Source organism: Paenibacillus pabuli (assembly GCF_039831995.1).
Classification (GTDB): Bacteria; Bacillota; Bacilli; order Paenibacillales; family Paenibacillaceae; genus Paenibacillus; species Paenibacillus pabuli_C.
In genome coordinates this window covers 1,058,632-1,084,092 of record NZ_JBDOIO010000003.1, presented here as the reverse complement: position 1 = coordinate 1,084,092, position 25,461 = coordinate 1,058,632, and the positions used below count along the sequence as shown (strand labels likewise).

16 protein-coding genes are annotated in these 25,461 nt (G+C 46.6%); 12 read left to right on the top strand and 4 right to left on the bottom strand.

Annotated features, from left to right (window positions below):
• Nucleotides 1-165: 165 nt before the first annotated feature.
• The 4 genes from ABGV42_RS06920 (at nucleotide 166) to ABGV42_RS06905 (ending at nucleotide 4,447) form a co-directional block, all read left to right on the top strand.
• Entirely contained in the window at nucleotides 166-1,035 is an 870-nt protein-coding gene (locus ABGV42_RS06920; RefSeq protein WP_347383161.1) for an ABC transporter permease, read from the top strand.
• 10 nt (nucleotides 1,036-1,045) lie between these two features.
• Nucleotides 1,046-1,933, top strand: a complete 888-nt coding sequence (locus tag ABGV42_RS06915; protein WP_347381003.1) for a carbohydrate ABC transporter permease — start codon at nucleotides 1,046-1,048, stop codon at nucleotides 1,931-1,933.
• Between the two features lie 31 nt (nucleotides 1,934-1,964).
• On the top strand, nucleotides 1,965-3,101 hold the full coding sequence (locus tag ABGV42_RS06910) for a glycoside hydrolase family 76 protein (RefSeq protein ID WP_347381002.1): 1,137 nt from the start codon (nucleotides 1,965-1,967) through the stop codon (nucleotides 3,099-3,101).
• Nucleotides 3,102-3,163: 62 nt separating this feature from the next.
• Nucleotides 3,164-4,447: a glycoside hydrolase family 125 protein gene (locus ABGV42_RS06905; RefSeq protein WP_347381001.1), complete on the top strand. Its 1,284-nt coding sequence runs from the start codon at nucleotides 3,164-3,166 to the stop codon at nucleotides 4,445-4,447.
• A gap of 145 nt (nucleotides 4,448-4,592) precedes the next feature.
• Here ABGV42_RS06905 and ABGV42_RS06900 read toward each other — a convergent pair whose 3' ends face one another.
• Nucleotides 4,593-6,650, bottom strand: a complete 2,058-nt coding sequence (locus ABGV42_RS06900) for a GxGYxYP domain-containing protein (protein ID WP_347381000.1) — start codon at nucleotides 6,648-6,650, stop codon at nucleotides 4,593-4,595.
• Between the two features lie 311 nt (nucleotides 6,651-6,961).
• Between ABGV42_RS06900 and ABGV42_RS06895 the strand changes: the two genes are divergently transcribed.
• From ABGV42_RS06895 to ABGV42_RS06860, 8 genes are all read left to right on the top strand, one after another.
• Complete coding sequence (locus ABGV42_RS06895) at nucleotides 6,962-8,110, top strand: GntR family transcriptional regulator (protein ID WP_347380999.1); 1,149 nt, start codon at nucleotides 6,962-6,964, stop codon at nucleotides 8,108-8,110.
• A 156-nt stretch (nucleotides 8,111-8,266) separates the two neighbouring features.
• On the top strand, nucleotides 8,267-10,474 hold the full coding sequence (locus tag ABGV42_RS06890; protein WP_347380998.1) for a hypothetical protein: 2,208 nt from the start codon (nucleotides 8,267-8,269) through the stop codon (nucleotides 10,472-10,474).
• Between the two features lie 40 nt (nucleotides 10,475-10,514).
• Nucleotides 10,515-13,607: an alpha-mannosidase gene (locus tag ABGV42_RS06885; RefSeq protein ID WP_347380997.1), complete on the top strand. Its 3,093-nt coding sequence runs from the start codon at nucleotides 10,515-10,517 to the stop codon at nucleotides 13,605-13,607.
• A gap of 46 nt (nucleotides 13,608-13,653) precedes the next feature.
• On the top strand, nucleotides 13,654-14,580 hold the full coding sequence (locus tag ABGV42_RS06880; RefSeq protein WP_347380996.1) for an ABC transporter permease: 927 nt from the start codon (nucleotides 13,654-13,656) through the stop codon (nucleotides 14,578-14,580).
• Nucleotides 14,581-14,592: 12 nt separating this feature from the next.
• Nucleotides 14,593-15,489, top strand: coding sequence for a carbohydrate ABC transporter permease (locus tag ABGV42_RS06875; RefSeq protein ID WP_347380995.1), 897 nt, complete (start codon nucleotides 14,593-14,595; stop codon nucleotides 15,487-15,489).
• 68 nt (nucleotides 15,490-15,557) lie between these two features.
• Nucleotides 15,558-17,210, top strand: coding sequence for an extracellular solute-binding protein (locus ABGV42_RS06870; RefSeq protein ID WP_347380994.1), 1,653 nt, complete (start codon nucleotides 15,558-15,560; stop codon nucleotides 17,208-17,210).
• 167 nt (nucleotides 17,211-17,377) lie between these two features.
• Complete coding sequence (locus ABGV42_RS06865; RefSeq protein WP_347380993.1) at nucleotides 17,378-19,402, top strand: glutaminase family protein; 2,025 nt, start codon at nucleotides 17,378-17,380, stop codon at nucleotides 19,400-19,402.
• A gap of 84 nt (nucleotides 19,403-19,486) precedes the next feature.
• Nucleotides 19,487-21,760, top strand: a complete 2,274-nt coding sequence (locus ABGV42_RS06860) for an AraC family transcriptional regulator (RefSeq protein WP_347380992.1) — start codon at nucleotides 19,487-19,489, stop codon at nucleotides 21,758-21,760.
• A gap of 109 nt (nucleotides 21,761-21,869) precedes the next feature.
• On the opposite strand, the gene ABGV42_RS06855 is transcribed toward ABGV42_RS06860, so the two are convergent.
• From ABGV42_RS06855 to ABGV42_RS06845, 3 genes are read right to left on the bottom strand one after another with little or no spacing between them, the layout of a single operon-like run.
• On the bottom strand, nucleotides 21,870-23,381 hold the full coding sequence (locus ABGV42_RS06855; protein ID WP_347380991.1) for an extracellular solute-binding protein: 1,512 nt from the start codon (nucleotides 23,379-23,381) through the stop codon (nucleotides 21,870-21,872).
• A 41-nt stretch (nucleotides 23,382-23,422) separates the two neighbouring features.
• On the bottom strand, nucleotides 23,423-24,304 hold the full coding sequence (locus ABGV42_RS06850; protein WP_347380990.1) for a carbohydrate ABC transporter permease: 882 nt from the start codon (nucleotides 24,302-24,304) through the stop codon (nucleotides 23,423-23,425).
• Between the two features lie 19 nt (nucleotides 24,305-24,323).
• Nucleotides 24,324-25,247, bottom strand: coding sequence for an ABC transporter permease (locus tag ABGV42_RS06845; RefSeq protein ID WP_347383160.1), 924 nt, complete (start codon nucleotides 25,245-25,247; stop codon nucleotides 24,324-24,326).
• Nucleotides 25,248-25,461: the final 214 nt, after the last annotated feature.

Below are 25,461 nucleotides of genomic sequence, written 5' to 3'. Positions count from 1 at the left end.
AGCGGAAGCCTGATGCTGGACTTCCGCATGCGCTTTTACCGATAAGACCTGCCTACAGGAGGCAGGATGGAGGTGAAACGGGCAATGGCACAAGCGGAGGCGACGATACATCCAAAGACGGAAGTAAGTTACCCAGGCAAAAAGAAACGTAAGCGATTTGATGAAATGACCTACCATTTTATGCTGCTGCCCGGCATGGTCATGCTGTTCATTTTCTCCATAGTGCCCATGTTTGGCGTAATCATAGCCTTCCAGAAGTTCATTCCTGCCAAAGGTATATTCGGTTCCAAATGGGCAGGACTTAGTAACTTCACTTATATGTTTCAACTGCCGGACGCGAAGCAGATATTTGTAAATACGCTGGTGATTGCGGTCGGGAAAATTGTGCTGGGATTAATTGTCCCAATCGTTTTTGCCCTTCTGCTTAATGAGGTGCGTCTGAAAGTGTTCAAGAGTTCGATTCAAACCATTGTGTACTTACCTCACTTTATGTCTTGGGTTGTCCTGGGTACGATGCTGACCATGATATTTTCCTTTGACGGCATGATAAATAATTTCCTTGAAATTCTCGGTTTGGAGCGCATTATGTTTTTGGCGAGCAATGATTGGTTCAGGCCTCTGTTAATCGTAACAGATACCTGGAAGGAGTTTGGTTACGGAACCATTGTCTATCTGGCTGCATTAACGGCGATTAACCCTGCCTTGTACGAATCCGCTGCAATGGACGGTGCGAATCGCTGGAAACAGACTTTAAACATCACGCTCCCGGGAATGTTCCCAACCATTATCCTTCTGGGTACGCTGAGCCTTGGGAATGTGCTCAATGCAGGATTCGATCAGGTATTCAACCTGTATAATCCACTTGTATATGAAACGGGTGATATCATTGATACCTTCGTGTACCGCATGGGTCTGATTAACATGCAGTATTCATTCGCGACGGCCATTGGTTTGATGAAATCGGTTATCAGCTTTGTTCTGATCGTCATCTCGTACCGGCTGGCTTCGAAGTATGCGGGGTACAGAATCTTCTAGGAGGGTTAGCATGATTCAATCCAAAACACTCGGTTCCAGGTTATCCCGCCTGTTGATTATGTTCACGTTGATCCTGATCACATTCATGTCCCTGGCTCCGATCGTAAATACGATTATGGTCTCCGTCAGCAGCAGTACGGCTGTTAATGCCGGCCGGGTCTACTTTTTTCCAGTGGAACTGAACTTCTCTTCCTACGCACAGATTTTGAAAGATACGAAGTTCTGGAATGCTTTTCTGATATCGGTTGAACGGGTGCTGCTGGGCGGTGCAATTAATATGATTCTGACCATCCTTATGGCCTATCCGTTGTCACGGAGCGTCACACAGTTCAGATCACGGAACACATACATGTGGATAATTGTATTTACGATGCTATTCAGCGGGGGGATTGTTCCATGGTACATGGTGATTAGCAAGCTCGGATTGATCAACAGCATATGGGCGTTGATTCTGCCGGGTGCGGTTCCTGTATTCAATGTAATTCTTCTCATGAACTTCTTCAAGGGAATTCCCAAGGAACTCGAAGAGGCTGCATTTATTGACGGCGCGGGTCCAATGAAAATTTTGCTCAAAATCTTCATTCCGATCTCGATGCCAAGTCTGGCGACCATTATGTTATTTGTCATCGTTGGACACTGGAATAACTTCTTTGACGGCATCATTCTGATCAATGACAGCTCCAAAATACCGCTCCAGACTTATCTGCAGCAGCTCAGTCTTACACGAGACCAAATGCAAAATCTCTCCGTTGAACAGCTACAGCAATATAATAAAATTTCTAACACCACATTGAATTCTGCCAAGATTTTGGTCTCCATGATCCCGATATTACTGATTTACCCTTTTTTACAGCGTTATTTGATCCACGGAATTGTTCTCGGTGCAGTGAAAGAATAATAATCGGATGACTAAGAAGGGATGGAATAAGATGAGAAAAAAGAAAATCATTAGCCTGACGGTTGTACTCAGTATTATTTTGGTAACCACCATGGGTGCCAGCGGTGGAGGCAAAAATCAATATACCCGACAAGCGCAGTGGGCACAAGAGAAGCTTCATGAGTACTACTGGAACGATGAAGCAAAAATGATGAATAACGCTTATCCATCGACAACGGAAGGAGAACAGGCTCTGAATTACTGGTGGAAAGCTCATGCGGTTGATGCACTGGTAGACGGATATGAACGGACAGGAGACGAAACGTACACGGAACGTGCGGAACAACTGGTTCGCAGTATTATTGAACACAATGGTTCGCTTCATAATGAGTTCTACGATGATATGGAATGGCTGGCCCTTGCCGCTCTTCGGCTCTATGATGCGACAGGCAGTGAAGAGATGAAAGGCTACGTGCTTGCTCTCTGGGAAGACATTAAGACAGCCTGGTGGGAAGATGATCTGGGCGGCATGGCGTGGAAGAAGGATCAACGGTATAACCGTAATGCATGTTCAAGCGGACCAGCTTCCATCCTGGCAGCAAGATTGTATGAGCGATTCGGCGATCCTCAGGACTTGGAATGGGCGCAAAAAATATATGAATGGGAGAAACGGTATCTCGTAAATCCGGAGACGGGACTCGTCGCAGATGGCCTGGTGCTGCGTGAGGACGGCACGCTTGATGTGAATGAAGACTGGATCTTCACATACAACCAAGGCACGTTCATTGGTGCCGGAGTGGAACTCTACCGCATTACGGGAGATCAGGTGTATTTGCAAGATGCGGAGAAGACAGCAGCAGGTTCCCTGAAGACTTTGACGAATGAGAAGACGGGAATTTTCAAAGAGGACGGGGATGGCGATGGCGCTTTGTTCAAAGGCATATTGATTCGTTACATGGCTGAGCTGTATGACATCGGGCACAACAAGAGTCTGAAGAAAGCGATCTACCGCAATGCTGATGCGTTACTGAAAGGCAGTCGGAAAAACGGATTATTCGGTCAGGCGTGGGGTCAACCGGCCCAGAACCCACTCCACCTTACTGCACAGCTCAGTGGTGTCTTTCTGCTGGAGGCCGCTGCGGAATTGGAGTCAGGCAAACCTTCCAAGCCAGTTAAGCCAAGAAGATAGGAACACTTAGAATACATGGATTGCACGGATTATGATTTCATAGAGCATAAGGGGATGGGGAAATGCATTATGATACAGAACTTCCAGAGGCGATCAGACGCTTAACGGACGCGGTGCGCGGGAAGCAACCCGAAAGAACAGCGGACATGTTTGAACGGTGTTTGGCTAACACTTGGAAGACCACATTGAAACGGAAGGATGATGGCACAACGTTTGTTATTACAGGGGATATTCCTGCCATGTGGCTTCGCGATTCTGCGGCGCAGGTAAGACCATTCCTGGTCCTTGCGGAAGATCCGGAAATCCGTGACATGATTCAAGGGGTGGTACGGCGCCAATTCGATTATATTTTGCGAGATCCCTATGCGAATGCATTTAACGATTCTCCCAGTGGTGCAGGGCACCAGAAGGATGTAACCGATATGAGTCCGTGGGTATGGGAAAGGAAATACGAGATCGATTCACTGTGTTATCCGATTCAGCTCAGTTATTTGTTGTGGAAGAATGCCGGGAGTTCGGACCATTTGGATGAAAACTTTCGTACAGGAGTACACCAGATAATCGCATTATGGAAAAGGGAGCAGAGGCATGAATCTGATTCAACGTATACGTTTGAACGCTTCAATTGTCCAGAATCGGATACATTAGTTCGGAATGGTAAAGGATCAGAAACAGGATACACCGGGATGACCTGGTCCGGCTTTAGGCCTAGTGATGACGCATGTATGTACGGGTATTTGGTTCCATCTAATATGTTTGCTGTTGTTGTGCTTCATTATGTAAAGGAAATAGCGCAAGAAGTCTTTAGGGATCAGGAGCTTGCAGAAGAAGCAGAGAAACTTGCAGTACAGATCGATAAAGGCATTCACGAGTATGGCATATTAGTAGATGAAGAATGTGGACCTATCTATGCATATGAAGTTGACGGACTAGGGGCTGCCAATTTGATGGATGACGCCAATGTCCCTAGCTTGCTATCCCTTCCTTATCTGGGGTATACGACTGCAGATGATCCAGTCTATATGAATACGCGAAAATTCATCTTGAGCAAGCGTAATCCATACTATTACCAGGGAAAGTCGGCTTCTGGAATTGGTAGTCCACATACGCCGAATCAATACATCTGGCATATTGCACTTGCGATGCAAGGCATGACGTCTCAGGACGACATCGAAAAACAGTTTCTTCTTAATGTGCTGCTCGCGACAGACGGAGGAACCGGGCTTATGCACGAGGGTTTTGACGCCGACAATCCGGAAGAATTTACCCGTCCTTGGTTTTCGTGGGCTAACATGATGTTTTGCGAACTCGTTCTTATGTGTTCCGGAATTACTGTTCAACGTTAACTGTGCAAAGAGTCTTGAGAATGTCAGTTTAAGTTTAAATGTATAGGTTTTTATTAGACAATTTTGAAAAAAAGAAGCATCGAATCCCTTCATATAGGGTGACGATGCTTCTTGCGTTTATTCAATTTTTCTAGAAGTACGGAGACTACTTGCTAGGGGGCAAATGCTTACTTTCTCGAATAAGGGAGAAATAGTCATCCGCTCGCACTACCTTAAATTCCGGTCCCAATTCTTCAGTGACTGCCAAGGCATCGGATGGAGTCATGCTCCAGGCAAGCAATCCAAGGGAAATGAACAACGGCGATGTTCCATCCCAGTTTGCTTTTGCCTCATTCAGTACCTGTAACCCATCCTGGACTGTACTTATTCCACGAATCGTAGACACCGGCAAGCTCTTGCCAACGATCTCAACGCCATAGTGGTCTTCATAGCTAATGAATAACCCTGGAGAATGATAATCCTCTTCGTAAGCGCTTGCCTTAAATGGTGTGAGAGGTATATTCTCGCTGTCTTCCCGGTTCAGAACATATGAGATCGTCATGCCCGTCTTTTTTAGATACTTTTCGGTCTGTTGCAAAAACGACCGGAAGCTGGAGTCTGGCCATGCACCCGGATAGAGGTAACCTGCTCCGGATGGTCCGGCAATCAGCAGATCATTGGGAGTTGCTGTATTCACATAATGATTCAATATCGCCGGTGCACCCTCATAAAGAAGCGGGCTTGAAGTCCAATTGATTGGAACCTTGCCTCGTGCAGGATCATCCCACATTACACGCATACGGTGCTGGTTGTACTGAAAATTATCACCTTCAGTGAAGGTATACGTTACGTAGATTTTGTTCTCCAGCTTCGGACGTGGAGATTTTTTAACGGGCTTGAACTTCGCCTCGGTTCCCGAGAAAACGGTGAGATTACTGAACCAGTCGGCAGCAAGTACGTAGACCCCATAACGCGATGCAATCTCAACGGAGCTGAACTCACCTTCCACATCATTGCTGAACCATCCAAGGTAGGGAGTTCCCGGATTCACGTCGGACATGATTTTTTCAAAAAGTGCTTTTTGTTCAGGCACGTTGGAGTCCAGCCAAAAAACCATCGCTTTATTGGCGACTGCATAGTCCCGCAAATAACCGTAGGGTTCCTGCTGCTCAGCAGAGAGCGGACGGATATTACCCGCTGAAACTTTAAACTGGTTCCACATGTCCACCTCAGCCGTCAGTTCCTGAGTTCCCGCAGGAGGGCTGAATTCATATACAAAATAATTGCCATTATCGGCGAAACGGTGACCGCCCTGACCCTCTGCGACCTTGGAATTTTGTCTATCGTACAGCAAAAGTTCTTCTTCTGGCGTTCCAGCAACGAAGTTTGCTATGACTTCGCCATCTGCCTTCACCGTAACTTCATGTACTGCGGGGCCCCAGCCATCTTGGGTTAAGGCATCATCAAACCGGAGATAAACCTTGGATTCCCCAAGCAGCGAAGAAAGGTCAAGCGGGTAAGTGTCTCGGTTGCTGGCATCTCGTATGGGCTGCTTCTCCTCTGCAATGGTCACAAACGACTCGGGAAGACCGGATGGAATACGGATGGCTGTATCCGGATCAAGTCCGACTAACATCTGGTGGGTTGTATTCTTCCACAGATTCTCATATTGCCAGGTATAAGCATCAATCCGACTGCTGAATTTACCCTGTAGATCATCAAGGATATTCAGGTTATACGGTGCTTTGGACAATTGGGCTGCCAGCTCGGGACTTGCAACAACAGCATCCTTTAGACCAGCAAGAGTGGTTGCCACATTAATAGAATCAGGTAACTTGGGATCATACACAATCATGCCTTTGACTTCGCTGCGATATGCCGAGAAGACGTCCCAATAATCCTGGTGTAGCGTATAGGGCACATGGAGATCCTTTAGCCAGGTCAATTTTCCTTCTTCCTGGGATTCGATCAGATAGATTCGCGGTTGTTTCCGGTTAACAATTCCCTGCAGCGTTCCAAGCAGCAATTTGATATCACCTGGTGCATCATAAATGTCAGCAGCATCCAGATGTTTTGGCTTCTTGAAACTGGGGAGCTCACGGTTAGATTTGGAATCCCCAGATTTAGCTGTTTGAACATTGCTTTCCGAAGCGGATACCGAACCAGCAGTTAAGGAAAAAGCGCAGACGAAGGCTAAACAGAGTATCGTGAATCTACGAGCCATGGCGAATTCACTCCTTGTTATAGTCGGAAATTAGAGCGTGTGTATCCCTTCAGTGATTCCGCCCTCCTTTTTTGGCAGAAAGCCAATCAACACACCTCAACTCAATATATATTAAATATATACATATATGTTATTGCAATAGATTCGACAAAAGTTCCCAAAGTGTAAGAAAAAGAGACATTTTAATCATGCCATCATCCTGGAGAGGTTAGATTGAACTGCAGATAAGTTCAGCTTGTTTGTTGCGAATGCTTGTGAAAGAATATATTATATATCTCAAATATTATGAATGAATTGGTGATGTGATCCGAATGAACACAAATGATCGAGTTCCGTTGTATCAACAAATCCAGGACTATGTCAGAAACATCATAACTACACAAAAGATGAAACCCGGTGATCGAATACCGACAGAGAAGGAGCTGATGGATCAGTTTCAAGTCAGTAAAATCACTGTAGCCAATGCCTTGACAGGGTTAGCGAATGAGAAGCTGATCGCCCGAGTACCGGGCAAGGGAAGTTTTGTTGCGGAAGAAAACGATATGGTATCAGTGACGTCAACGCCGGCGAATGCAGCAAAGGGCAGAGAAGGCACAATGTCTACGGGAATGGTCGGTGTGATTATGCCCTCGATCCATGACTACTTCGCCATCAGACTTGTTGAAGGGATTGAACAAGCTCTTAGCGAGAAAGGTTATCGAAGCATGATCATGTTTACACATGGCAGGTTGGATAAAGAGAAGGATGTCATCAAGGAACTGAAGGCTCTTGGCGCTGAAGGTCTGTTAATTTTTCCTGTCGATGAGGAAAACTATAACGAGGAGATCCTGGGCATGAAACTCTCGGGTTTTCCATTTGTACTGATCGACCGCTATCTGCCTGGTGTCGAGACACACTATATTGCGGCGGACGGAAGACGCGGTACCAGACTTGCTGTAGAGCATCTGTGGGAGCTCGGGCACCGGGATATCGCCATCTGTTCAGATTCGCCCCTGCAGACCGTCACGGTCCAGGAACGGATCGAGGGTTATATTGAGGCCTTGAAAGCTAAAGGGTCTTTAATCAATCCGGCCCATATGATCACAGATTTCCAACCCTTGAGCTTGCTGAAAGATGCAGAATCCCATCCCTTGTATAGGTATATCGTAAACCGTATGGTTACTGCATACATTTCGCTTAACGGAAGGCTCGGTGTGCAGATTCATCAAATGGCCAAACAAGCAGGGCTAAGGGTACCTGAAGACGTGTCCATTGTAAGCTTCGATGATCCCACGTCTATCGTAGAGGAATTCAGCATATTTACCCACGTGAATCAGTTTGAGCGAGATATGGGATACCAGGCTGCCGTTAAATTACTTGAGGTGTTGCATGATCACGACAAAGCGAAAATCTACAGTAAAATACTTATTGAGCCTGAACTTGTGGTGTGCCAAACCACGGGCAAGGTTCGTCAAAGCTAATATGGATTTACAAGAAAACCTTCTCCGTCAAGTACGGGGGAGGTTTTTTGTTTTAAAAAACATATTGAATATATTCAAATCATATATTATAGTCTAGAAAATGATGGATAGTCATACAACACAATCCAAGCGATAGCGTCACTAGGGGGTTAGAATGTGTCACGAGACCGGACAGAAGAGCGCACCGGATTTCAGGAATCCGCTCCGTATCATCCCGATTATGATCTACAGACTGACTTTGTCATGGTATATGGCATTGACGAATCGATGCCGAAACGCATCAAGCAATGGAAAGAGAAAGGATATATTGTTCACCTCATGACCGGGGTTGCCTGGGGAGATTACACCAGCTACCTTGATGGTGAGGTGGATGGCATGCCCCACTGGGATGAAGCTCAGACGGATCGTCACCAGCAGATGATTCTTCATGGGGATCAGCCCATTATTCCGTACATGGTGCCTACGCTTTCATTTGGACGTTATTTAGCGGAGCAAATTCGAATCGCTGTAGATGCAGGTGTTGAAGCTATCCATCTGGAAGAACCTGAATTCTGGGTGAACGGTGGATATTCTGAAGCTTTTAAGAGAGAATGGCAGCTGCATTACAAGGAGCCTTGGATTCCGCCGCATGCCTCGCCTGATGCCCAATATCGAGCTTCGAAACTAAAGGCATACTTATATACGCGAGTCCTGGATCGGTTATGTGCCGAGATGAAGGATTATGCATTGCAACGCTATGGCCGTGTCCTACGCTTTTATGTTCCAACGCATAGCCTGATCAATTACACGCAGTGGCGGATCGTCAGTCCGCAATCACAACTTGTTGAACTGGCCTCCGTTGATGGATATATTGCACAGATCTGGACGGGGACATCCCGTACACCAAATGTGTATGAAGGGATTCGCAAGGAACGCACATTTGAAACCGCTTACCTTGAGTACGGTGTAATGCAGGAACTGGTGCGCGGAACCGACAGACGCATGTGGTTCCTGCATGATCCGATCGAGGATAATCCGAATTATACCTGGTCGGATTACAAGCAGAACTACTTGAAGACCGTGGTTGCATCACTTCTGCATCCTGGGGTTGCCCATTATGAAGTCGCCCCATGGCCTCGAAGAATCTTTCAAGGGACTTATCCAGCGGAAGAAGGTTCTAGTAAGGAGAAAATCCCGGCAGACTATGCAACGACGCTGCTCCAGGTCATGCATACCCTAGGTAACATGGATCAGAATGTGACCGAAAAGGATGGGAACTCGCTGCAAGTTGGCGTTCTAATTGCCGATTCGGCTATGTTTCAGCGAATGAAGCCTGATCTAGAGGCGCCTAATCCTGGAAAATATGATGGAACGGACCCTGAAAGCTTTCAAGAAGAGGGTGATACCGAGCTGCTCGATTTCTCTCCTTTTTACGGTCTTGCGCTTCCACTGCTAAAACACGGGATACCCGTTCGTCCCCTTTTACTCGATAATGTACGACGGTATCCGGGTTATCTGTCACCTTACCATGTCCTTGTACTCAGCTATGAGTTTATCAAACCTGAGTATCCGGATATTCATTATGTACTGGCACAATGGGTGCAGGATGGCGGGGGGCTGATCTATGTTGGGGATGATAGTGATCCTTATCATGATATACGTGCGTGGTGGAATCTTGAGCTGCAGGATAGGAAGTCTGGAACCAAATATTATTCCCCACGTGAGCATTTGTTCGAGCAACTTGGTCTGAAGGGGATGGGAAGCGGTGTCCAGCGGGTAGGAAAGGGCGGATTTGCGTGGTTGAACGAACATCCGGCTGAATTCACCCGATCCAAGTCAGGATCTGATCGTCTCCGCCAATCCGTTCAAAATATGATTGCTGTGCTCCAGCGACCAGCTATCCAGTGGGAGTCGAGGCCATATTTCAAAATCAGTCGGGGTCCCTACATCATCGTATCTGCTTTGGATGAGTCGGTAAGCGAGGAGCCACTTGTCATATCGGGTCCAGTTGTGGATTTGTTCGATTCGAAGCTGCCGGTGCTGAGACAGGTCGTTCTGAAGCCTGGCGAACAGGCTCTGCTCTATGATGTTGAATCAGGACGTCCAGCGGCTGGAGAAGTTTCCCTCATCGCGGCTTCTTCCCGAATCGAAGCTCTGTCCGTGTCGGGCACAGGTTTTCGATTCGTGGCGAGAGGGCCAGCCCGCCTGCAAGCTACTGCACGGCTGTACAGCGCAGCGATACCAGTATCTATCCAGTACATTGTTCAAGGCAAAGCAGTTCCCGCTTCTTGGGAATGGGACCGAGATACGCTAACCGTGCTTATTCAATACGAGCATGGGGACGAGAACCGTACGGAGATACATGTGCGATGGTCTTCCTGCTGATTCCTTAGAGGCAATCATCGTAACAGAGAGGAGCAAAAGTATGCCATACGAACCGATAAGGCCGGAACGTTTAAAACAGATGTTAAACAAACTTCGAGATGCCATTTATGAACCGATTACCGAACTAGAAGTAAAGGCATGGGTTTCACCAGAGCCTGTATCCTATGAATCTCGGATGTCGGGTAAGCAAGTGAATCTCCATCAAGGAGAACACTGGGGTGAGCTCTGGGACTGTGCCTGGTTCCGTTTTGCAGGCAAATTTCCAACCCGTGATGAGGTCAATGCTTATGAGAGGATCGTCCTATTGTTGGATGTCAGCGGTGAACTATGTCTCGTCGATCATGAAGGAACGCCTGTCCAGGGTTTGACGACCATTAACTCCGAATTCGATTTCTCCTTAGGCTTGCCCGGCAAACGTGTCGTTGAGCTCAGCAAGGGATATGTAAGCGGAGATGATATCGAAGTATGGGCAGATGCAGGCAATAACGATTTGTTTGGCAAGTATCAGGGAGGCACTCTAAGAGAAGCCGTTATCGCGGTCTGTCGGGAAGACATTCGCAATTTGTACTACGACACTGAGGTTCTCCTGGAAACTGCAGAACATCTGCCCACCGGATCAGCGCGCAAGGAAAGAATATATCAGACACTCTATGACGTATCGTTGCAGCTGACTGATTTTTCGGAAGAGCGTATCCGGCTAGCGAAGAAACGAACGGATGAACAGCTCAGTTTACAAGGTGGGGATCCGGTCTTAACGTTGAGCGCCGTAGGTCATGCACATATCGATTTGGCGTGGTTATGGCCGATCCGTGAGACGATCCGAAAGGGTGCCAGAACGTTCTCGACCGTGCTTCGCATGATGGAACGTTATCCCGATTATGTATTTGGTGCAAGTCAGCCCCAGCTGTACGATTGGATGAAGCAGCATTACCCCAAATTATATGATCAAATCAAGGAACGAGTGCGTGAAGGCAGATGGGAACCTCAGGGAGCCATGTGGGTTGAGTCGGATACAAATGTGCCTGGTGGTGAATCTCTTGTTCGGCAGATTCTGTATGGCAAACGCTATTTTCAAGAAGAGTTCGGGTTGGAAATGAGATCACTTTGGATGCCTGACGTATTTGGTTATTCGGCAAGCTTGCCCCAGTTATTGAAGAAATCCGGAGTCGATTACATGATGACCCAGAAGCTCTCCTGGAGTGAGTACAATCAACATCCCCACCATTCGTTTATGTGGGAAGGGATTGATGGCTCAGCGATATTAACGCATATGCCTCCCGAGGATACGTATAACAGTCCGGCAGCACCTCGTTCCATTGCCAATGCAGAGCAGAAATATCTCGATAAAAATGTATCCGAACATGCGCTGATGCTCTTCGGGATAGGAGATGGGGGAGGCGGACCGGGAGAAGAGCATCTGGAACGGCTCGCACGGACCAAGAACCTGTTGGGATTATCTCCCGTAGTCCAGGAGCCTTCCTGGGCATTCTTCGAAAAGCTCCATGGTGAACGAGAGAAATTCCAGACGTGGCGTGGGGAGCTGTATCTAGAGAAGCATCAGGGCACCTTGACCAGTCAAGCGCGAAGCAAGCGGTATAACCGAAAAATGGAGAAAGCATTGCGTGAATTGGAATTCGCCTCCGTTCTGGCGGCAGCCCAGTTAGGAAGGGGTTATCCCTCCGGTACACTCGAAACCATATGGAAGGAAGTCTTATTGTACCAATTTCATGATATCCTCCCGGGATCTTCAATTAAACGGGTATATGATGAATCACTCGCCAGATACGAAGAACTATTGATCCAGACAGAGAACATGATTGCAAACACCTATAGCAGTTTGGCGGATCAGTTCGCTTCCAGCCATATGTCCACATCGGAGGAATCTACAGTGGTGTTTAATTCATTGCCTTGGCAGCGACAAGAATGGCTTAATATCCAAGGACGGTGGATTAAGGTTCAGGTTCCCTCCATGGGATACGCAGTTCTACCAGAATATCCTAACGAGAGTACCACCCGTAAGGTCGGAACTTACATTGAATTTGGATCGGGAACACTGGGTTCAGAGTTACATGTAAATGTGGAAGAACGAATCATAGAGAACGACGCATTCATCGTAAAGTTTGATCAGGAAGGTGCCATCATCTCAATCTTGGATAAAGCAGAATCGCGAGAAATCATTCCTCAAGGAGAACAGGGAAATAAACTGCGTGTGTATCATGATGAAGGAGACGCTTGGGACTTTAGCCATGACTATGCAGTGAATCAGGGTATACCGCTAACACTGCATGACATTCGTGAGCTTCGCGAAGGGCCAAGGGTTGGACTAATCTTTCAATACAGATATGGAGAATCCGAGTTTACCCAGAGCGTTATTCTTACTGAGGGCAGCAGGCGAATCGATTTTGAAACGAATGTGCATTGGCGAGAAAACGCCAAGATGCTTCGCACGTCATTCCCAGTGAATGTCCGTACAGAACAGGTTCATTGTGAAATCCAGTTTGGGAGTCTGTCCAGACCGACCCATCGCAATACAACGTGGGATTTTGCCAAAGATGAGATCTGTGCCCACCAGTGGATAGATCTATCGGAGCCCGATTATGGAGTGGCGTTACTCAATGATTGCAAGTATGGTCACAGGTCCATGGATAATGTGCTTGACCTTAACCTGCTTCGCAGCAGTTCGTATCCTGATCCGGAAGCAGATCGTACGGAACATGCTTTTACTTATTCACTATTTCCGCATCAAGGAAATCATGTTCAAGCCGAGATCTATCGAAGAGGCAATGAACTGAACATTCCTCTGCGGATGATTTCCTTGTCCTCTGTAGGGAATAAGCAGGCTGGAGATATTCCATTATCAAAGTCCTTCCTGCAACCGGAACATGCACACGTCATGGTGGAGTCCGTCAAAAAAGCAGAAGATGGGGATGAGATCATCGTTCGCTTGTATGAAACTTCGGGAACACATGCCAATACGGTTATTCATCTTGGATTCGATGCCGCTGAGGCATGGATAGCTGATTTGATGGAAAATATTATTTCTCCGATCCCGATGACAGATCCATCTAAGATCACGCTATCGTTCACACCATTTGAAATCATTACACTGCGTTTGAAGTTGCTGCAGGTATAGCAGTGACAGCGAATGTCCGTCATTTTGAGAAAGGAGAGGTGGGAATGTGATCAAGACGAGAACAACCAATAATCGATTGATGAAGCGAATCTGGCAGCATAAACTCTTCTATTTGTTTATGCTGCCAGGCATTGTCTGGTTTTTTCTTTTCTCCTATGTCCCCCTGTACGGAATCCAGGTTGCCTTCAGGGATTACAACTTCATCGGTGGATTTACCGGGAGTCCATGGGCTGGTTTCAAGTATTTCGAACAGTTCTTCAATTACTATCAATCCGGTGACATTATCCGTAACACGATCATCATTAGCTTAATGAAATTGCTGATCGGATTTCCGATGCCCATCATTCTCGCACTTCTGTTAAATGAAATTCGCATGATCCGGTTTAAGAAGACGATTCAGACATTATCCTACTTGCCATATTTCGTATCCTGGATTGTTGTAGTTACCCTAATGCAAAGGCTGCTGACACCGTATGGTGGACCAGTCAATGACTTCATGGGTGCCATGGGAGCGGAATCGATCCAGTTCCTGAACAATCCATCGTGGTTTTATCAACTGATTGTTGGATCGGATATCTGGAAGAACATTGGCTGGAATTCCATCATCTTTATGGCTGCCATCGCAGGGATCGATCAGCAGCTCTATGAAGCTGTCAAGATTGATGGTGCAGGCCGTTTCAGGCAGATGTGGCACGTGACACTTCCAGGCATTCGCAACGTGGCCATCATCTTGTTCATCCTTGCCGTAGGCAGCCTGATGAGTGCAGGTTACGAACAGCTGCTTCTCCTGAATGGACCGGCAACCGCGAGCATCGGGAGTGTACTGGATGTGCACGCCATCAACTCCGGGATTCGCGAAGGGCGACTAAGTTATGCTGCAGCGGTCGGGCTATTCCAGAGTATTATTGGACTTGTCCTGGTACTTACTGTTAATCGCATTGCTCGCAAAGTCAGTGATGTATCCCTGTTCTAAGGAGGTGAAGATATGGAACGAAAATGGTCTGTATTCTCGGTGTTCAACTATACCTTTCTTGCGTTGGTTGGTTTCTCCATGATATATCCATTTATTTATATTTTGGCCTATTCGTTAAATGAAGGTAAGGACTCCATGCAAGGGGCGATTTATTTTCTGCCCCGGAAGTTTACATTGGAGAATTATGCCGAGGTCTTTGATAATGCACGGATCTGGAAAGCGTACCAAATCACCCTCATGCGCACCGTGCTGGGTACGTTCCTGCATGTCATATTGTGTACCCTAATGGCTTATGCACTCTCCAAAAAAACGCTGCCCGGCCGCTCCTTTTTTACTTTTTACATCTTTTTGCCCACGATTTTCAGTGCGGGTTTCATTCCGTTCTTTATTACGCTTCAAAAGCTGCATCTGATTAATACCTTTTGGGTGTACGTTTTGCCTCTGCTATTCAATTTCATGCATATCATCATTATTCGTACGTTTCTGCAAGGTATACCGGAGGAACTGGAGGAGTCTGCCCGCATTGACGGATATGGCGATTTCCAGATCTTTGTAAGAATCATCCTGCCTCTTTCGGGTCCGGTGCTCGCAACCATTTCACTATTTATCGGAGTAGCCCATTGGAATGACTGGTTCTCTGGTGCCTACTACGTATCCAACAAAGATCTCATCCCGGTGCAGACCTTATTGCAAGAAATGCTGACGGAAGCGGAAGCACTATCCAATTCCATGCAGCGAGCAGCCCAGCAAGGTGGCCAGACGGTAGGCGGAGTCGGTGGGGCCGGAGCAACACCCGAATCCATGCGCATGGCCCTGCTTGTCATTACGGTTTTCCCCATCTTGTGCATCTATCCGTTTCTGCAACGCTATTTCGTCAAAGGGGTCATGATTGGCTCGGTTAAAGGTTGATCATAACGGACTTACCTGCCTAGACTCTACCGTGATTCATTGATATCCATATCCAGGAGGCGATTGGTTTGAATAGGATTTGGTCGAAAGGCATGTCCATATTGCTTGTATCCATTATGACTGGAAGTTTGCTAAGTGGTTGTATGAATTCATCAGAGAATGGAGAAGGCGATGGAGAGGGTAATGGCACCACGCTAAAAATACTGCACAATTGGAATGGTTCTGGTGGGTCGGACAATGGAATCACTCCTATAGAGGAAGTCATTAAGGAAAAGACCGGGGTGACCCTGGAGTGGGAATATACCAAAGGCAGTGAGACAGAAAAGGTAAATCAGATTTTCGCCACGCAGGATTTGCCAGATATATATACCGGACCTGCTTGGGGAGGCGAGCTTGACGGAATCATCAAGGCAGCCAAAGAAGGTCAATTAGTCGATATATCTGATAAGTTGGACAATTATCCTAACCTGGCCCAATCCATTGCGGAAGAAAATGTACCACCAGCTTTGTATGAAAAAGCGATTAATGCGTATGACGGGAAAAAGTATCTGCTTTTGCAGAACCAGCCTGCTACAAACGAAGACGGTATTGATTGGCTATACGGGTTCTATGTACGCAAGGACATTGCCGAAAAGGTCGGTGTGGACCCGCAGTCGGTGGTAACGAAAGAGGATTTTTATGCCTTTCTCAAAAAAATCAAAGACGCCAACCTGCAGGAGAACGGGCAGCCCGTGTTTCCGCTGGGCGGATTCAGTAACGGCTGGTCTGTAGGTATTGGCAATACGATGTTCTATTCGGGCGCTGGCTACGTAGACAAAGGCGATGGTACGCTGGAGCACAGTTTCTTCACTCCAGGTTACGAAGAATATATGTTGTTCTATCGTAAAATGGTAGCAGAAGGGCTGTTGGATCCTGATGTTTTTACCCAGACAGATCCGATCGCCAAAGAAAAAATTAATCAAGGTCGTATTGCTATCCTTGCGGCACATTACCCGGCCATTTTGGATGCTTCCAAGGAATATGTAACCTCACATCCTGGAAGCGATTACATCCCTGTCGGTCCATTAGAGCGGGCTGATGTCGACCCGAGTCGACCCGTGGATCTTGGCATTCAGGGCAACAACGTAACGGTTATTACCAAAAACTGCAAAGGCGCATGTGTAGATGCAGCGCTCAAGTTTTTGGATTACATGGCCTCTGACGAGGGTTTTATGCTGTCCCGTTACGGAGTACAAGGTGTTCATTGGGATTTGAAGGATGGCAAGCCTGTAGCCAATAAGGAATGGTTTGATAAATTCGCAGCGGATCAATCCGGTAAAGTTCGCAAAAACGTAGGTATTTCCATTGGTTTGGAATCGTTAACAGGACTTGATCGCATCAACTCGTACGCGGGTGGGGACATCTGGGCAGATCAGGATAGAGTGGATGCAATGGATCATGCTCGAAAGGTACTTCGTCCAAATGGGATACAGGTGATTACAGCTTATAATCCGGGTGATGTCATCACCAAAGCGCCTGAATGGGAAATGTTGAAGCCATCCATGGACCGGATGGGAGATGCTTGGAAAGAAGCCGTTTTTGCAAAATCGGATGAAGCTGCCATGAGCATTATTAACGAGTTGAGGGACCAACTGAGGAACACCGGATACGATCAGGCGATGCAGTTTACCAACGATAATTTGAAAGGAAAGGAAGTCGTAACCGTCCAGATGCCGAACTGATTTAGATATTGGTTGAAAGCAAAGAATAAGAATCCAAAGGCTTTGCCATGCCTTCCAGAGAAGGCAGCGGAGCCTTTTGGGTTAGTTGCGGCTACCAATATGAAGTTGATGATGTGCTTAGATATATTGTTTTAATTAGAAATAAGTTAAATAAGGAGAGGTGAATCATGACAACGACTTTCAGGCCACCAGCTGTGCCGTTGGTAACGGTCGACCCCTATTTTAGCGTATGGTCAGCGGCCGACCAACTCTATGAAGATCACACTCGGCACTGGACCAACAAAACTCAGGGAATGGTAGGCATGGCCGTGATCGATGGCAAGATCAGAAGATTTATGGGGAAAATAGGTCTACATGATCGTTCTGCAAATGTATTGGAACCCGGCGTACTTGTACAAACGAGTCTGACTGTTGAGCCAGTAACAACTCGGTATACTTTTGAGGGGGAAGGCATCGAGCTGGACGTTCAATTTACCACGCCGCTATTATTGGATGATCTTGAGTTGTTATCGAGACCCGTGACGTATATTTCCTTCCATGTTCGTGCAATCGATCACAGGAAACACGAAGTGAAAATCTATTTTGATGTGACAGGCGAATGGTGTGTGAATACAGCATCACAACAAGTCACCTGGTCATCTTCTGTGATCGACAATCAATTTCATGCATTGTCCATGGGAACGGTTGAACAGCCGATTCTAAAGCTTGCTGGCGATGATACGAGAATAGATTGGGGATATATGTATCTGGTGGTTCCTCTATCCCCCCATAGCAAAGCGGTTCATCATTCGATATCAGGCCGTGTGCATTATGCTCGAACAGGCCAGTTGAAGGTAGAAGAGGATGAATATAACCCAAGGGCTGTCTCTGAAAATATGCCTGTTATGGCGGTGGAAATGGATATGGGACTCGTCGAAGAAGAAACGGCTTGCCGATATCTGCTGTTAGCGTATGATGACATTCACTCGATCGAATATTTTCATCAACCCTTGAACGCTTACTGGAGAAAGGACGGAATGACCTTTCATCATATGCTGGTCATGGCAGGACAACAATATGAAGAGATAAGTCAGAGATGCCAGATCTTCAACCGTGAACTCCTGGAAGAAAGTCAGGCGGCAGGGGGAGATTCGTATCGAGATATACTGGCCCTCACTTATCGGCAAGCGATTGCTGCACATAAACTGGTTGCTGATTACGATGGCAGCGTATTATTTTTCTCCAAAGAAAACTTCAGTAATGGCTGTATTGCTACGGTGGATGTTAGCTACCCATCGATTCCGCTGTTTCTAAGATATAATCCGGAAATGGTCAAAGGCATGATGCGTCCAATCTTTAAATATGCCAAGAGCAGTGAGTGGGCGTTCGAATTTGCACCCCATGACGTGGGGACTTACCCCCAAGCGAACGGCCAGGTCTATGGCGAGAACAAACTTGAATACCAGATGCCGATCGAAGAGTGTGGGAACATGCTTTTGATGGCGGCGGCGGTAAGCAAGTTTGAGAAGCATGCAGAATTTGCACGTGAGCACTGGGAACATCTGAAGAAATGGGCATCATATCTGCTGCAGCATGGTCTGGACCCGGCCAATCAGTTGTGCACCGATGACTTCGCAGGCCACCTTGCACACAATGCAAACCTGTCCATCAAAGCGATATTAGGCATTGCTGCCTACGCTTATATGTGTGAACAGCTTGGAATGCGGGAGGAGGAGACCTTATATCGTGAAGCGGCCGCAAAGATGGCACAAGAGTGGGTATACATGGCGGAAGCCGATGATCACTACAAGCTGACGTTTGACAGCCAAGACGAAACATGGAGTATGAAGTACAATCTGGTGTGGGATCGTCTATTGGACTTTAACCTGTTTCCCAAAGAGGTTGCTGAGAGAGAACTCAACCATTATAAGCAAAAACAAAACCGGTATGGCACGCCTCTGGATAGCCGGGATACGTATACCAAATCCGATTGGCTCGTATGGTGTGCCTTCATGAGCGAAACGAAAGAACAGTTTGAACAGATGATCTTGCCACTATGGCAATTCATGAATGAGACAACAAGCCGTGTACCCGTAACCGATTGGTACGATACCCTTACCGGCCAACAAATGAATTTTCAGAATCGATCCGTCGTAGGGGGATTTTTCATTTATCTATTAAACAAGGGAACATCCCATAGTCATTCTAACTAACAAGTGAAGTTAAAAAGGATTGACGTATCCTCATCTGGGAACTAATGTAATAATGTAATGAACCGGAATCATTGAGGAGGCATTATGAAATTACGTTCCCTTTCTTTTTTATGGAAGCTATTGTTATTCTCTATTATCATAGGAACTCTCCCGGTAATTGTTCTCGGTACCTTTTCCTACTATAATTCCTCCTTGACCGTTCAGGAAAAGGTGAATGAAGGTAATAAATTGTTACTGCAGCAGACGCAGATGGGTGTAGAGCAAATGCTGAGAACCGTAGATAACTCGGCAACGCAGTTTTTGCAGTCTCCGATCGTTAGACAGGCATTCACCAAGCCGATTACGAATCAGGATTTTGAAATGGTTCATGAGCTGTATAAGGGTATTGCTACCATTCAAACGTATGAGCTCGGGATTAAGGAAATCTATTTGTACAGTCTGAACAAGAAATGGCTGGTCACAAGCACAGGTGTGAATGAGTACAGCTCCCCTGAATTCAAGTCACAACTTGAGTTATTTTCTCGTGAGCAGGCTGGCTCTTTCTGGAGCAGAGGGCATGACAATCAGCCGGATTCGTTGGAATCTGTCTATTTCGTAAAAAAGTACCCGTTTAACGCTGCGAATCCAAAAGGACTGATTAGTGTAGCGCTGTCTCCCGACGTGATTCGAAGAACGTTATCCGTTCAAAACGGAAAAATAGCAAACGCTTTCATATTGGATCGTGATTATAGGCTTATCCATCGAAGTGATAGAGGTTCATCACCGGGAAGCAATATGTCGGGAGAGTCTTATCTTCAAAGGCTTAAAGAAACTGATGCGACTGCCGGGCAGTATATATCGAAGCTTGAGGGGGAGAAGGTAACCGTCACATATCGTAAATCCTCTTACAATGGCTGGATTTATGTATCGGTTGCCTCTAACGAACAAGTAAATCAACAGAATCAGATCATTGGCTGGATTACCTTGCTCGTTTGCTTTTTGATATTGCTGGTCACTCTCGTTCTGGCCTGGTTCGGATCGAAGAGAATGTACAGCCCGATTCAATCCATCTATTCAACCCTTGCAGCTGTAGCTTCCCCGCAAGCAGGGAGGGAGAAAGCTGCTGGTGAGCTGCAAGTTATTGGAGAGCGGGTAAACGATCTGATCCGCAATCACTCCGTTGTCATGAACGAACTACAGGGCCAACAACTGCAGCTGAAAGAATTTTTTATGCATAAATTGCTAAAGGGTGAGATTGGCCATACCGATTTTGAAGAGAAATTGGGACTGTATGGCGTGCAGCGGGCATGGTCGTCCATGAGCCTGGTGGCGATCCAGATGGATACCCTCAAAGGTACCCGCTACGAGGAGAGGAATCGAGACTTACTGTTGTTTGCAATCAGTAATATGGTCGGTGAACTAATACCCTCCGATAACAGGTTGGTACCGGTGGTGACCACCGATTACCAAGTTACCCTAATCGGGTCATCCAAAGCGGGAGCCGAGCTCAAGGAAGAGTTATTCATGTTGTCTTTGAACGCCCAGAAGGCGATTGCCCAATACCTGGGAATACGGGTTAGTATCGGTATTAGCCGTCCGTTTCACTTTTTTGACCATGCCAGGAATGCATTGAATGAAGCCATGACATCACTGAAATTCAGTGTGGGACTTGGACAAGAGTCGATTCTGTTTATTGATGACGTGCAGCCACAGAAGAATGATCCGGGCATGTTTCCACATGACCGAGAGCAGGCGCTATTCGATGCCATACGAGCAGGAAACCTGGCTCAATCTGAGATCGAATTGAAAAAATTTATGGAGGACCTGTTTCCGGCCCAAACACCATTTCAGCATTACCATTTGTCACTCTTGCGGCTGCTGGTGAATTTCCTTAAATTCGGTCATGAACTTTCTATTCCAATGGAAGGGCTTGAGGGAGACGAGTCTTCATTAATTGATACTTTATTCAAACTGCGGAACGTTACTGAAATGGAGTCCTGGTTTTGGACATTATTTGTTGTGCCATACGCCCAGGAACTCGAAAATCGCCGTGAAACGCAGTTCAAGCATATTTCGGAAGCCATCATCGACATGATTCAACGGGAGTTCGATTCGGAGTTAACGTTGGAAAGTTGCTCAGCACGAATCAATTATCACCCTCATTATGTGAGTCGTGTGTTTCGTCAGGAAACGGGGGTTAACTTTGGAGAGTATCTGACAATGTATCGGATGGATATGGCCAAGCGATGGCTTAAGGAGACAGATATGAAAATTGCTGAAATTTCAGAACGCCTGCAATACAATAACGCGGCCAATTTTATTCGCTCCTTCAGGAAAATTGCAGGAACTACGCCCGGCAAGTACAGGGAAGAACAATGACGGTTCCCATACAACTCATAGAAAAATAGCCCCTAGGATCACAGGATGAGTTGAGATCAAGATCATCGTCCTAGGGGCTTTTAATCGAATTAGGAGATCAAACCAGATATTACTTTTTTGCAGACTTGGCGTAATCCGCATTAATCTCTTCAATAATATTGCTTCCGCCGCCTTGCAGCCACTTCTCCACTGCCTGATTCCAATCCGCTTCACTGGCGGTGCCCATAATGAATTTGACCGTGGCATCCTGAATGATCTTGTTTAATTCATTGCCCAGCTCAATGGCGGTATTGGAGATGTAGGGAGAGGCTGGATTCTGGATGGCAAAGGTGGCGTTGTCTTTGAACAACTCGGTGCTGAGTTTCTCCAGTTCGGTACCGAAGTTTTCCACCTGATCCTGCAAGATCATAAACTGATTGCTATCCGTCATCTCTGCCCGTAATTTAGGATCCGGGTTCTGCTTGTATTCTCCGTTTTCCACCGTGTACTGTTTACCTTCAACGCCATACTTCAGCAGGTTTTGCATGTCCTTCTCCGATACCTTATCGAAGTAGGCAAGAATTCGCTTCAATTCATCTTCGGTTTTGACACTCGTTTTCGGAATCATATACATGCCCAAATAACCTGTGCCTGCTCGCGTGGCGTCTCCATTCGGGCCGGAGATCCGGTTAATCAGATCAATTTTGGCATCGGGTGTAACCTTCCTGATATTCTCTTCGATGTTTTTGCCATCCAGCATATTGTCAATCCATACTCCGGCTTTGCCTTTGTACATCACAGACCGACCGTCCTGAACCAGCGCAAAATCCTGATTGATGAGCTTCTCATCATACAATTTCTTGTAAAACTTCAGGGTGTCCATATACGCACTGGTCATGTGAGCAGGGATTAACTGCCCGTCTTTCAGTTCCCACTCATTTGGACCTCCAAGATACACTAAGATGTCCTTGAATCCAGCGATATTATTCCCCTGCATACCTACCGCAAGACCGACGGTATCCTGTCTGCCGTTTTGATCCGGATCCTCTGTAGCAAACGCTTTCAAAACTTCATAAAGTTCATCCACATTCTTCGGAGCTTCCAGTCCCAGATTGTTCAGCCAGTCCTGGCGGATCATCAAACCGAAACGGGCAATATCCCGTTCGCGATACAGGCCATAGATTTTGTTGTCAATGGATGAGTTGCTTAACACAACATCAGACATCTTGCTCAGATTTGGATAACTTTTGAGATATGGTCCCAATTCCCAGAACATGCCCGACCGGGCAGCATTGATGATAAAAGATGCTTTTGGCTCCAATGCAACAAAAGTTTTGGGCAGCTCGCCGGAGGCAACCGTAGCACTTAATTTATCCGTGTAGGATGAGGAGGGGACCCAGGACACGGTTAGATCGGTATTCGTTTTCTCCTCAAGCAAAGCCAATATGGAGCTGTTCGCATTCATCTGTTCGGCACTATACGTTGGCAGCATCATGGTCAAGGGAAGAGCTCCTTGCTCACCGCCCGCACCAGTTCCTTGAGCCTCGTTGGAGTTGTTCCCGGCACAAGCTGTGATGATTAAGCTTAAGGAAGCGATGAGAGCTCCAGTACTAATCAATGACTTTCGATGTTGTTTTTTCATATATAATCCCCCTAATCGTGAATTCATTGCTTAAGTTACGGTCAACCTTTCACAGAACCGAGTAATACACCCTTGGCGAAATGCTTTTGCAAAAATGGATATACGAGCAGGATCGGCAGAGTAGAAACAACAATGACAGCCATCTTAATGGATTGTTCCGGTGGGGAAACATAGTCGGATTCCATTGCAGTGGAGTCTCCAATACCGCCAGAGGCCAAAATAACGAACTGCCGCAATAGCACCTGAATTGGCCATTTGGTGTTATCGTTAATATAGAGCACAGCGCTAAAGTAAGTATTCCAATGCCCTACAGCATAAAACAGCGAGAAGGTGGCAATTGCCGGCATGGAAAGAGGGAGCACGATGCGAAAAAATACGCTCAAATCATTGCATCCATCGATCTTGGCTGACTCTTCCAGGCTCTCGGGAAGCTGCTGAAAGAAGTTGCGGATAATGATCAAGTTAAAAGCACTGATGGCTCCTGGTATTAGCAAGGACCAGTACGTATTGATCATACCTAACTGTTTGACCACAAGAAATGTTGGAATCATGCCGCCACTGAACAACATCGTGAATACGATCAGCATGAGAATCGGCTTGCGGAAGTCCATGTCCCTGCGAGCTAAGGGATAGGCCATTAAACAGGTCAAAAATATGTTAATCAGTGTGCCGAACACGGTAATGTAGATGGTAACAAGCAAACTTTTGACAAGAGTGGGGGTCGAGAAAATGTACTTGTATGCATCCAGTGTAAACTCTGTTGGAAATAAAATGAACCCACGCAGCAATAATTCCTTCTGAGTGGCGAAGGAGCCGGCAATAACGTAAACGAAGGGGAGTACCGTGAGCATAGCAAACACAGTCAACAGCATGATGTTCAGTACATCGAAAACCCGACTTCCCACGCTAGGTTTAATAGGCATTCCATGATGAGCTCCTTCCTTAGTAAATTCCTTCCTCGCCAAATCTCTTGGCCAAATGATTGGCTACAACCACAAGCACCAAACCTATCAAAGACTTGAACAAACCAACTGCCGTGCTGAAGCTGTATTGCCCTTGGCTAATCCCCACGGAGTATACGTAAGTGTCGAACACTTCTCCGACCTCACGATTCATGGCGTTGAGCATTAGGAAGATCTGTTCGAATCCGGTGTCCAGGAAGTTCCCCAGGCGAAGGATCAATAGAATGATGATGGTGCTGCGAATGGCAGGCAGGGTAATATGCCATAGCTGACGAAGTCTGTTTGCTCCATCCATCCGGGCCGCTTCATACAACTGCGGATCGACCCCTGACAGGGCCGCAAGGAAAATGATCGTGCCCCAGCCGGTTTCTTTCCAGATCACCTCAGCGGTAACGATGGTTCGGAACCACTCATTGCTTGCCAGAAAATTTATTTTCTCCCAGCCAAAGTACACCAGAAGATCATTTACAATTCCGCCTTCTGTAGTTAAGAAGATGTAAGCAATCCCCACCACAACTACCCATGACATGAAATGTGGGATATATACCAGTGTCTGAATGGTTCGCTTAAACAAGTGGTGGCGAAGTTCATTTAACATGAGTGCAATAACAATGGGCAGGGGGAAGAAAAACAAAATGTTGAGCATGGCAAGGACAAGCGTATTCCGGAAAAGAACGATAAAGTTAGGATCGTTAAACAAACGCTCAAAATGTTTGAGCCCTACAAAAGGACTATCCCAGAAGCCAAGGAATGGTTGGTAATCCTTGAAAGCGATGAGTATTCCATACATGGGCCAGTACTTAAATAGAAGAAAGTACAGCAGGCCGGGCAGAAGCATGAAATACAACCAACGGTTTCTAACCATTCTGCCTAACAGCGTTGGTGCTCTGGAGGCTGGGAACATGAGTGTTGTGGCTTTTGTATTTCTTTGCATCTGACTTCATTCCTTTCCTCAAGATTCTCCTATGGGGATGCAACAACCATAGCTGTATCATAGTGGAGAGATAAAATTACCGTCGATAGTCCTTGATTGTGGAGATGTTCATTAGAGCCCGGAGTAGCGGGCTTTTACAGCGAGTAGTCATCCGTTGCGCCGGTGTTCATTACTTGCTTTTTGC

Excerpts from the sequence above, each read along its gene's own strand:
- ABGV42_RS06920 (WP_347383161.1), top strand. The coding sequence starts at position 166 with ATGACCTACCATTTTATGCTGCTGCCCGGCATGGTCATGCTGTTCATT.
- ABGV42_RS06895 (WP_347380999.1), top strand. The coding sequence starts at position 6,962 with ATGAACACAAATGATCGAGTTCCGTTGTATCAACAAATCCAGGACTAT.
- ABGV42_RS06865 (WP_347380993.1), top strand. The coding sequence starts at position 17,378 with ATGACAACGACTTTCAGGCCACCAGCTGTGCCGTTGGTAACGGTCGAC.
- ABGV42_RS06845 (WP_347383160.1), bottom strand. The coding sequence starts at position 25,247 with ATGTTCCCAGCCTCCAGAGCACCAACGCTGTTAGGCAGAATGGTTAGA.
- ABGV42_RS06900 (WP_347381000.1), bottom strand. The coding sequence starts at position 6,650 with ATGGCTCGTAGATTCACGATACTCTGTTTAGCCTTCGTCTGCGCTTTT.
- ABGV42_RS06855 (WP_347380991.1), bottom strand. The coding sequence starts at position 23,381 with ATGAAAAAACAACATCGAAAGTCATTGATTAGTACTGGAGCTCTCATC.
- ABGV42_RS06860 (WP_347380992.1), top strand. The coding sequence starts at position 19,487 with ATGAAATTACGTTCCCTTTCTTTTTTATGGAAGCTATTGTTATTCTCT.
- ABGV42_RS06910 (WP_347381002.1), top strand. The coding sequence starts at position 1,965 with ATGAGAAAAAAGAAAATCATTAGCCTGACGGTTGTACTCAGTATTATT.
- ABGV42_RS06875 (WP_347380995.1), top strand. The coding sequence starts at position 14,593 with ATGGAACGAAAATGGTCTGTATTCTCGGTGTTCAACTATACCTTTCTT.
- ABGV42_RS06915 (WP_347381003.1), top strand. The coding sequence starts at position 1,046 with ATGATTCAATCCAAAACACTCGGTTCCAGGTTATCCCGCCTGTTGATT.
- ABGV42_RS06885 (WP_347380997.1), top strand. The coding sequence starts at position 10,515 with ATGCCATACGAACCGATAAGGCCGGAACGTTTAAAACAGATGTTAAAC.
- ABGV42_RS06850 (WP_347380990.1), bottom strand. The coding sequence starts at position 24,304 with ATGCCTATTAAACCTAGCGTGGGAAGTCGGGTTTTCGATGTACTGAAC.
- ABGV42_RS06905 (WP_347381001.1), top strand. The coding sequence starts at position 3,164 with ATGCATTATGATACAGAACTTCCAGAGGCGATCAGACGCTTAACGGAC.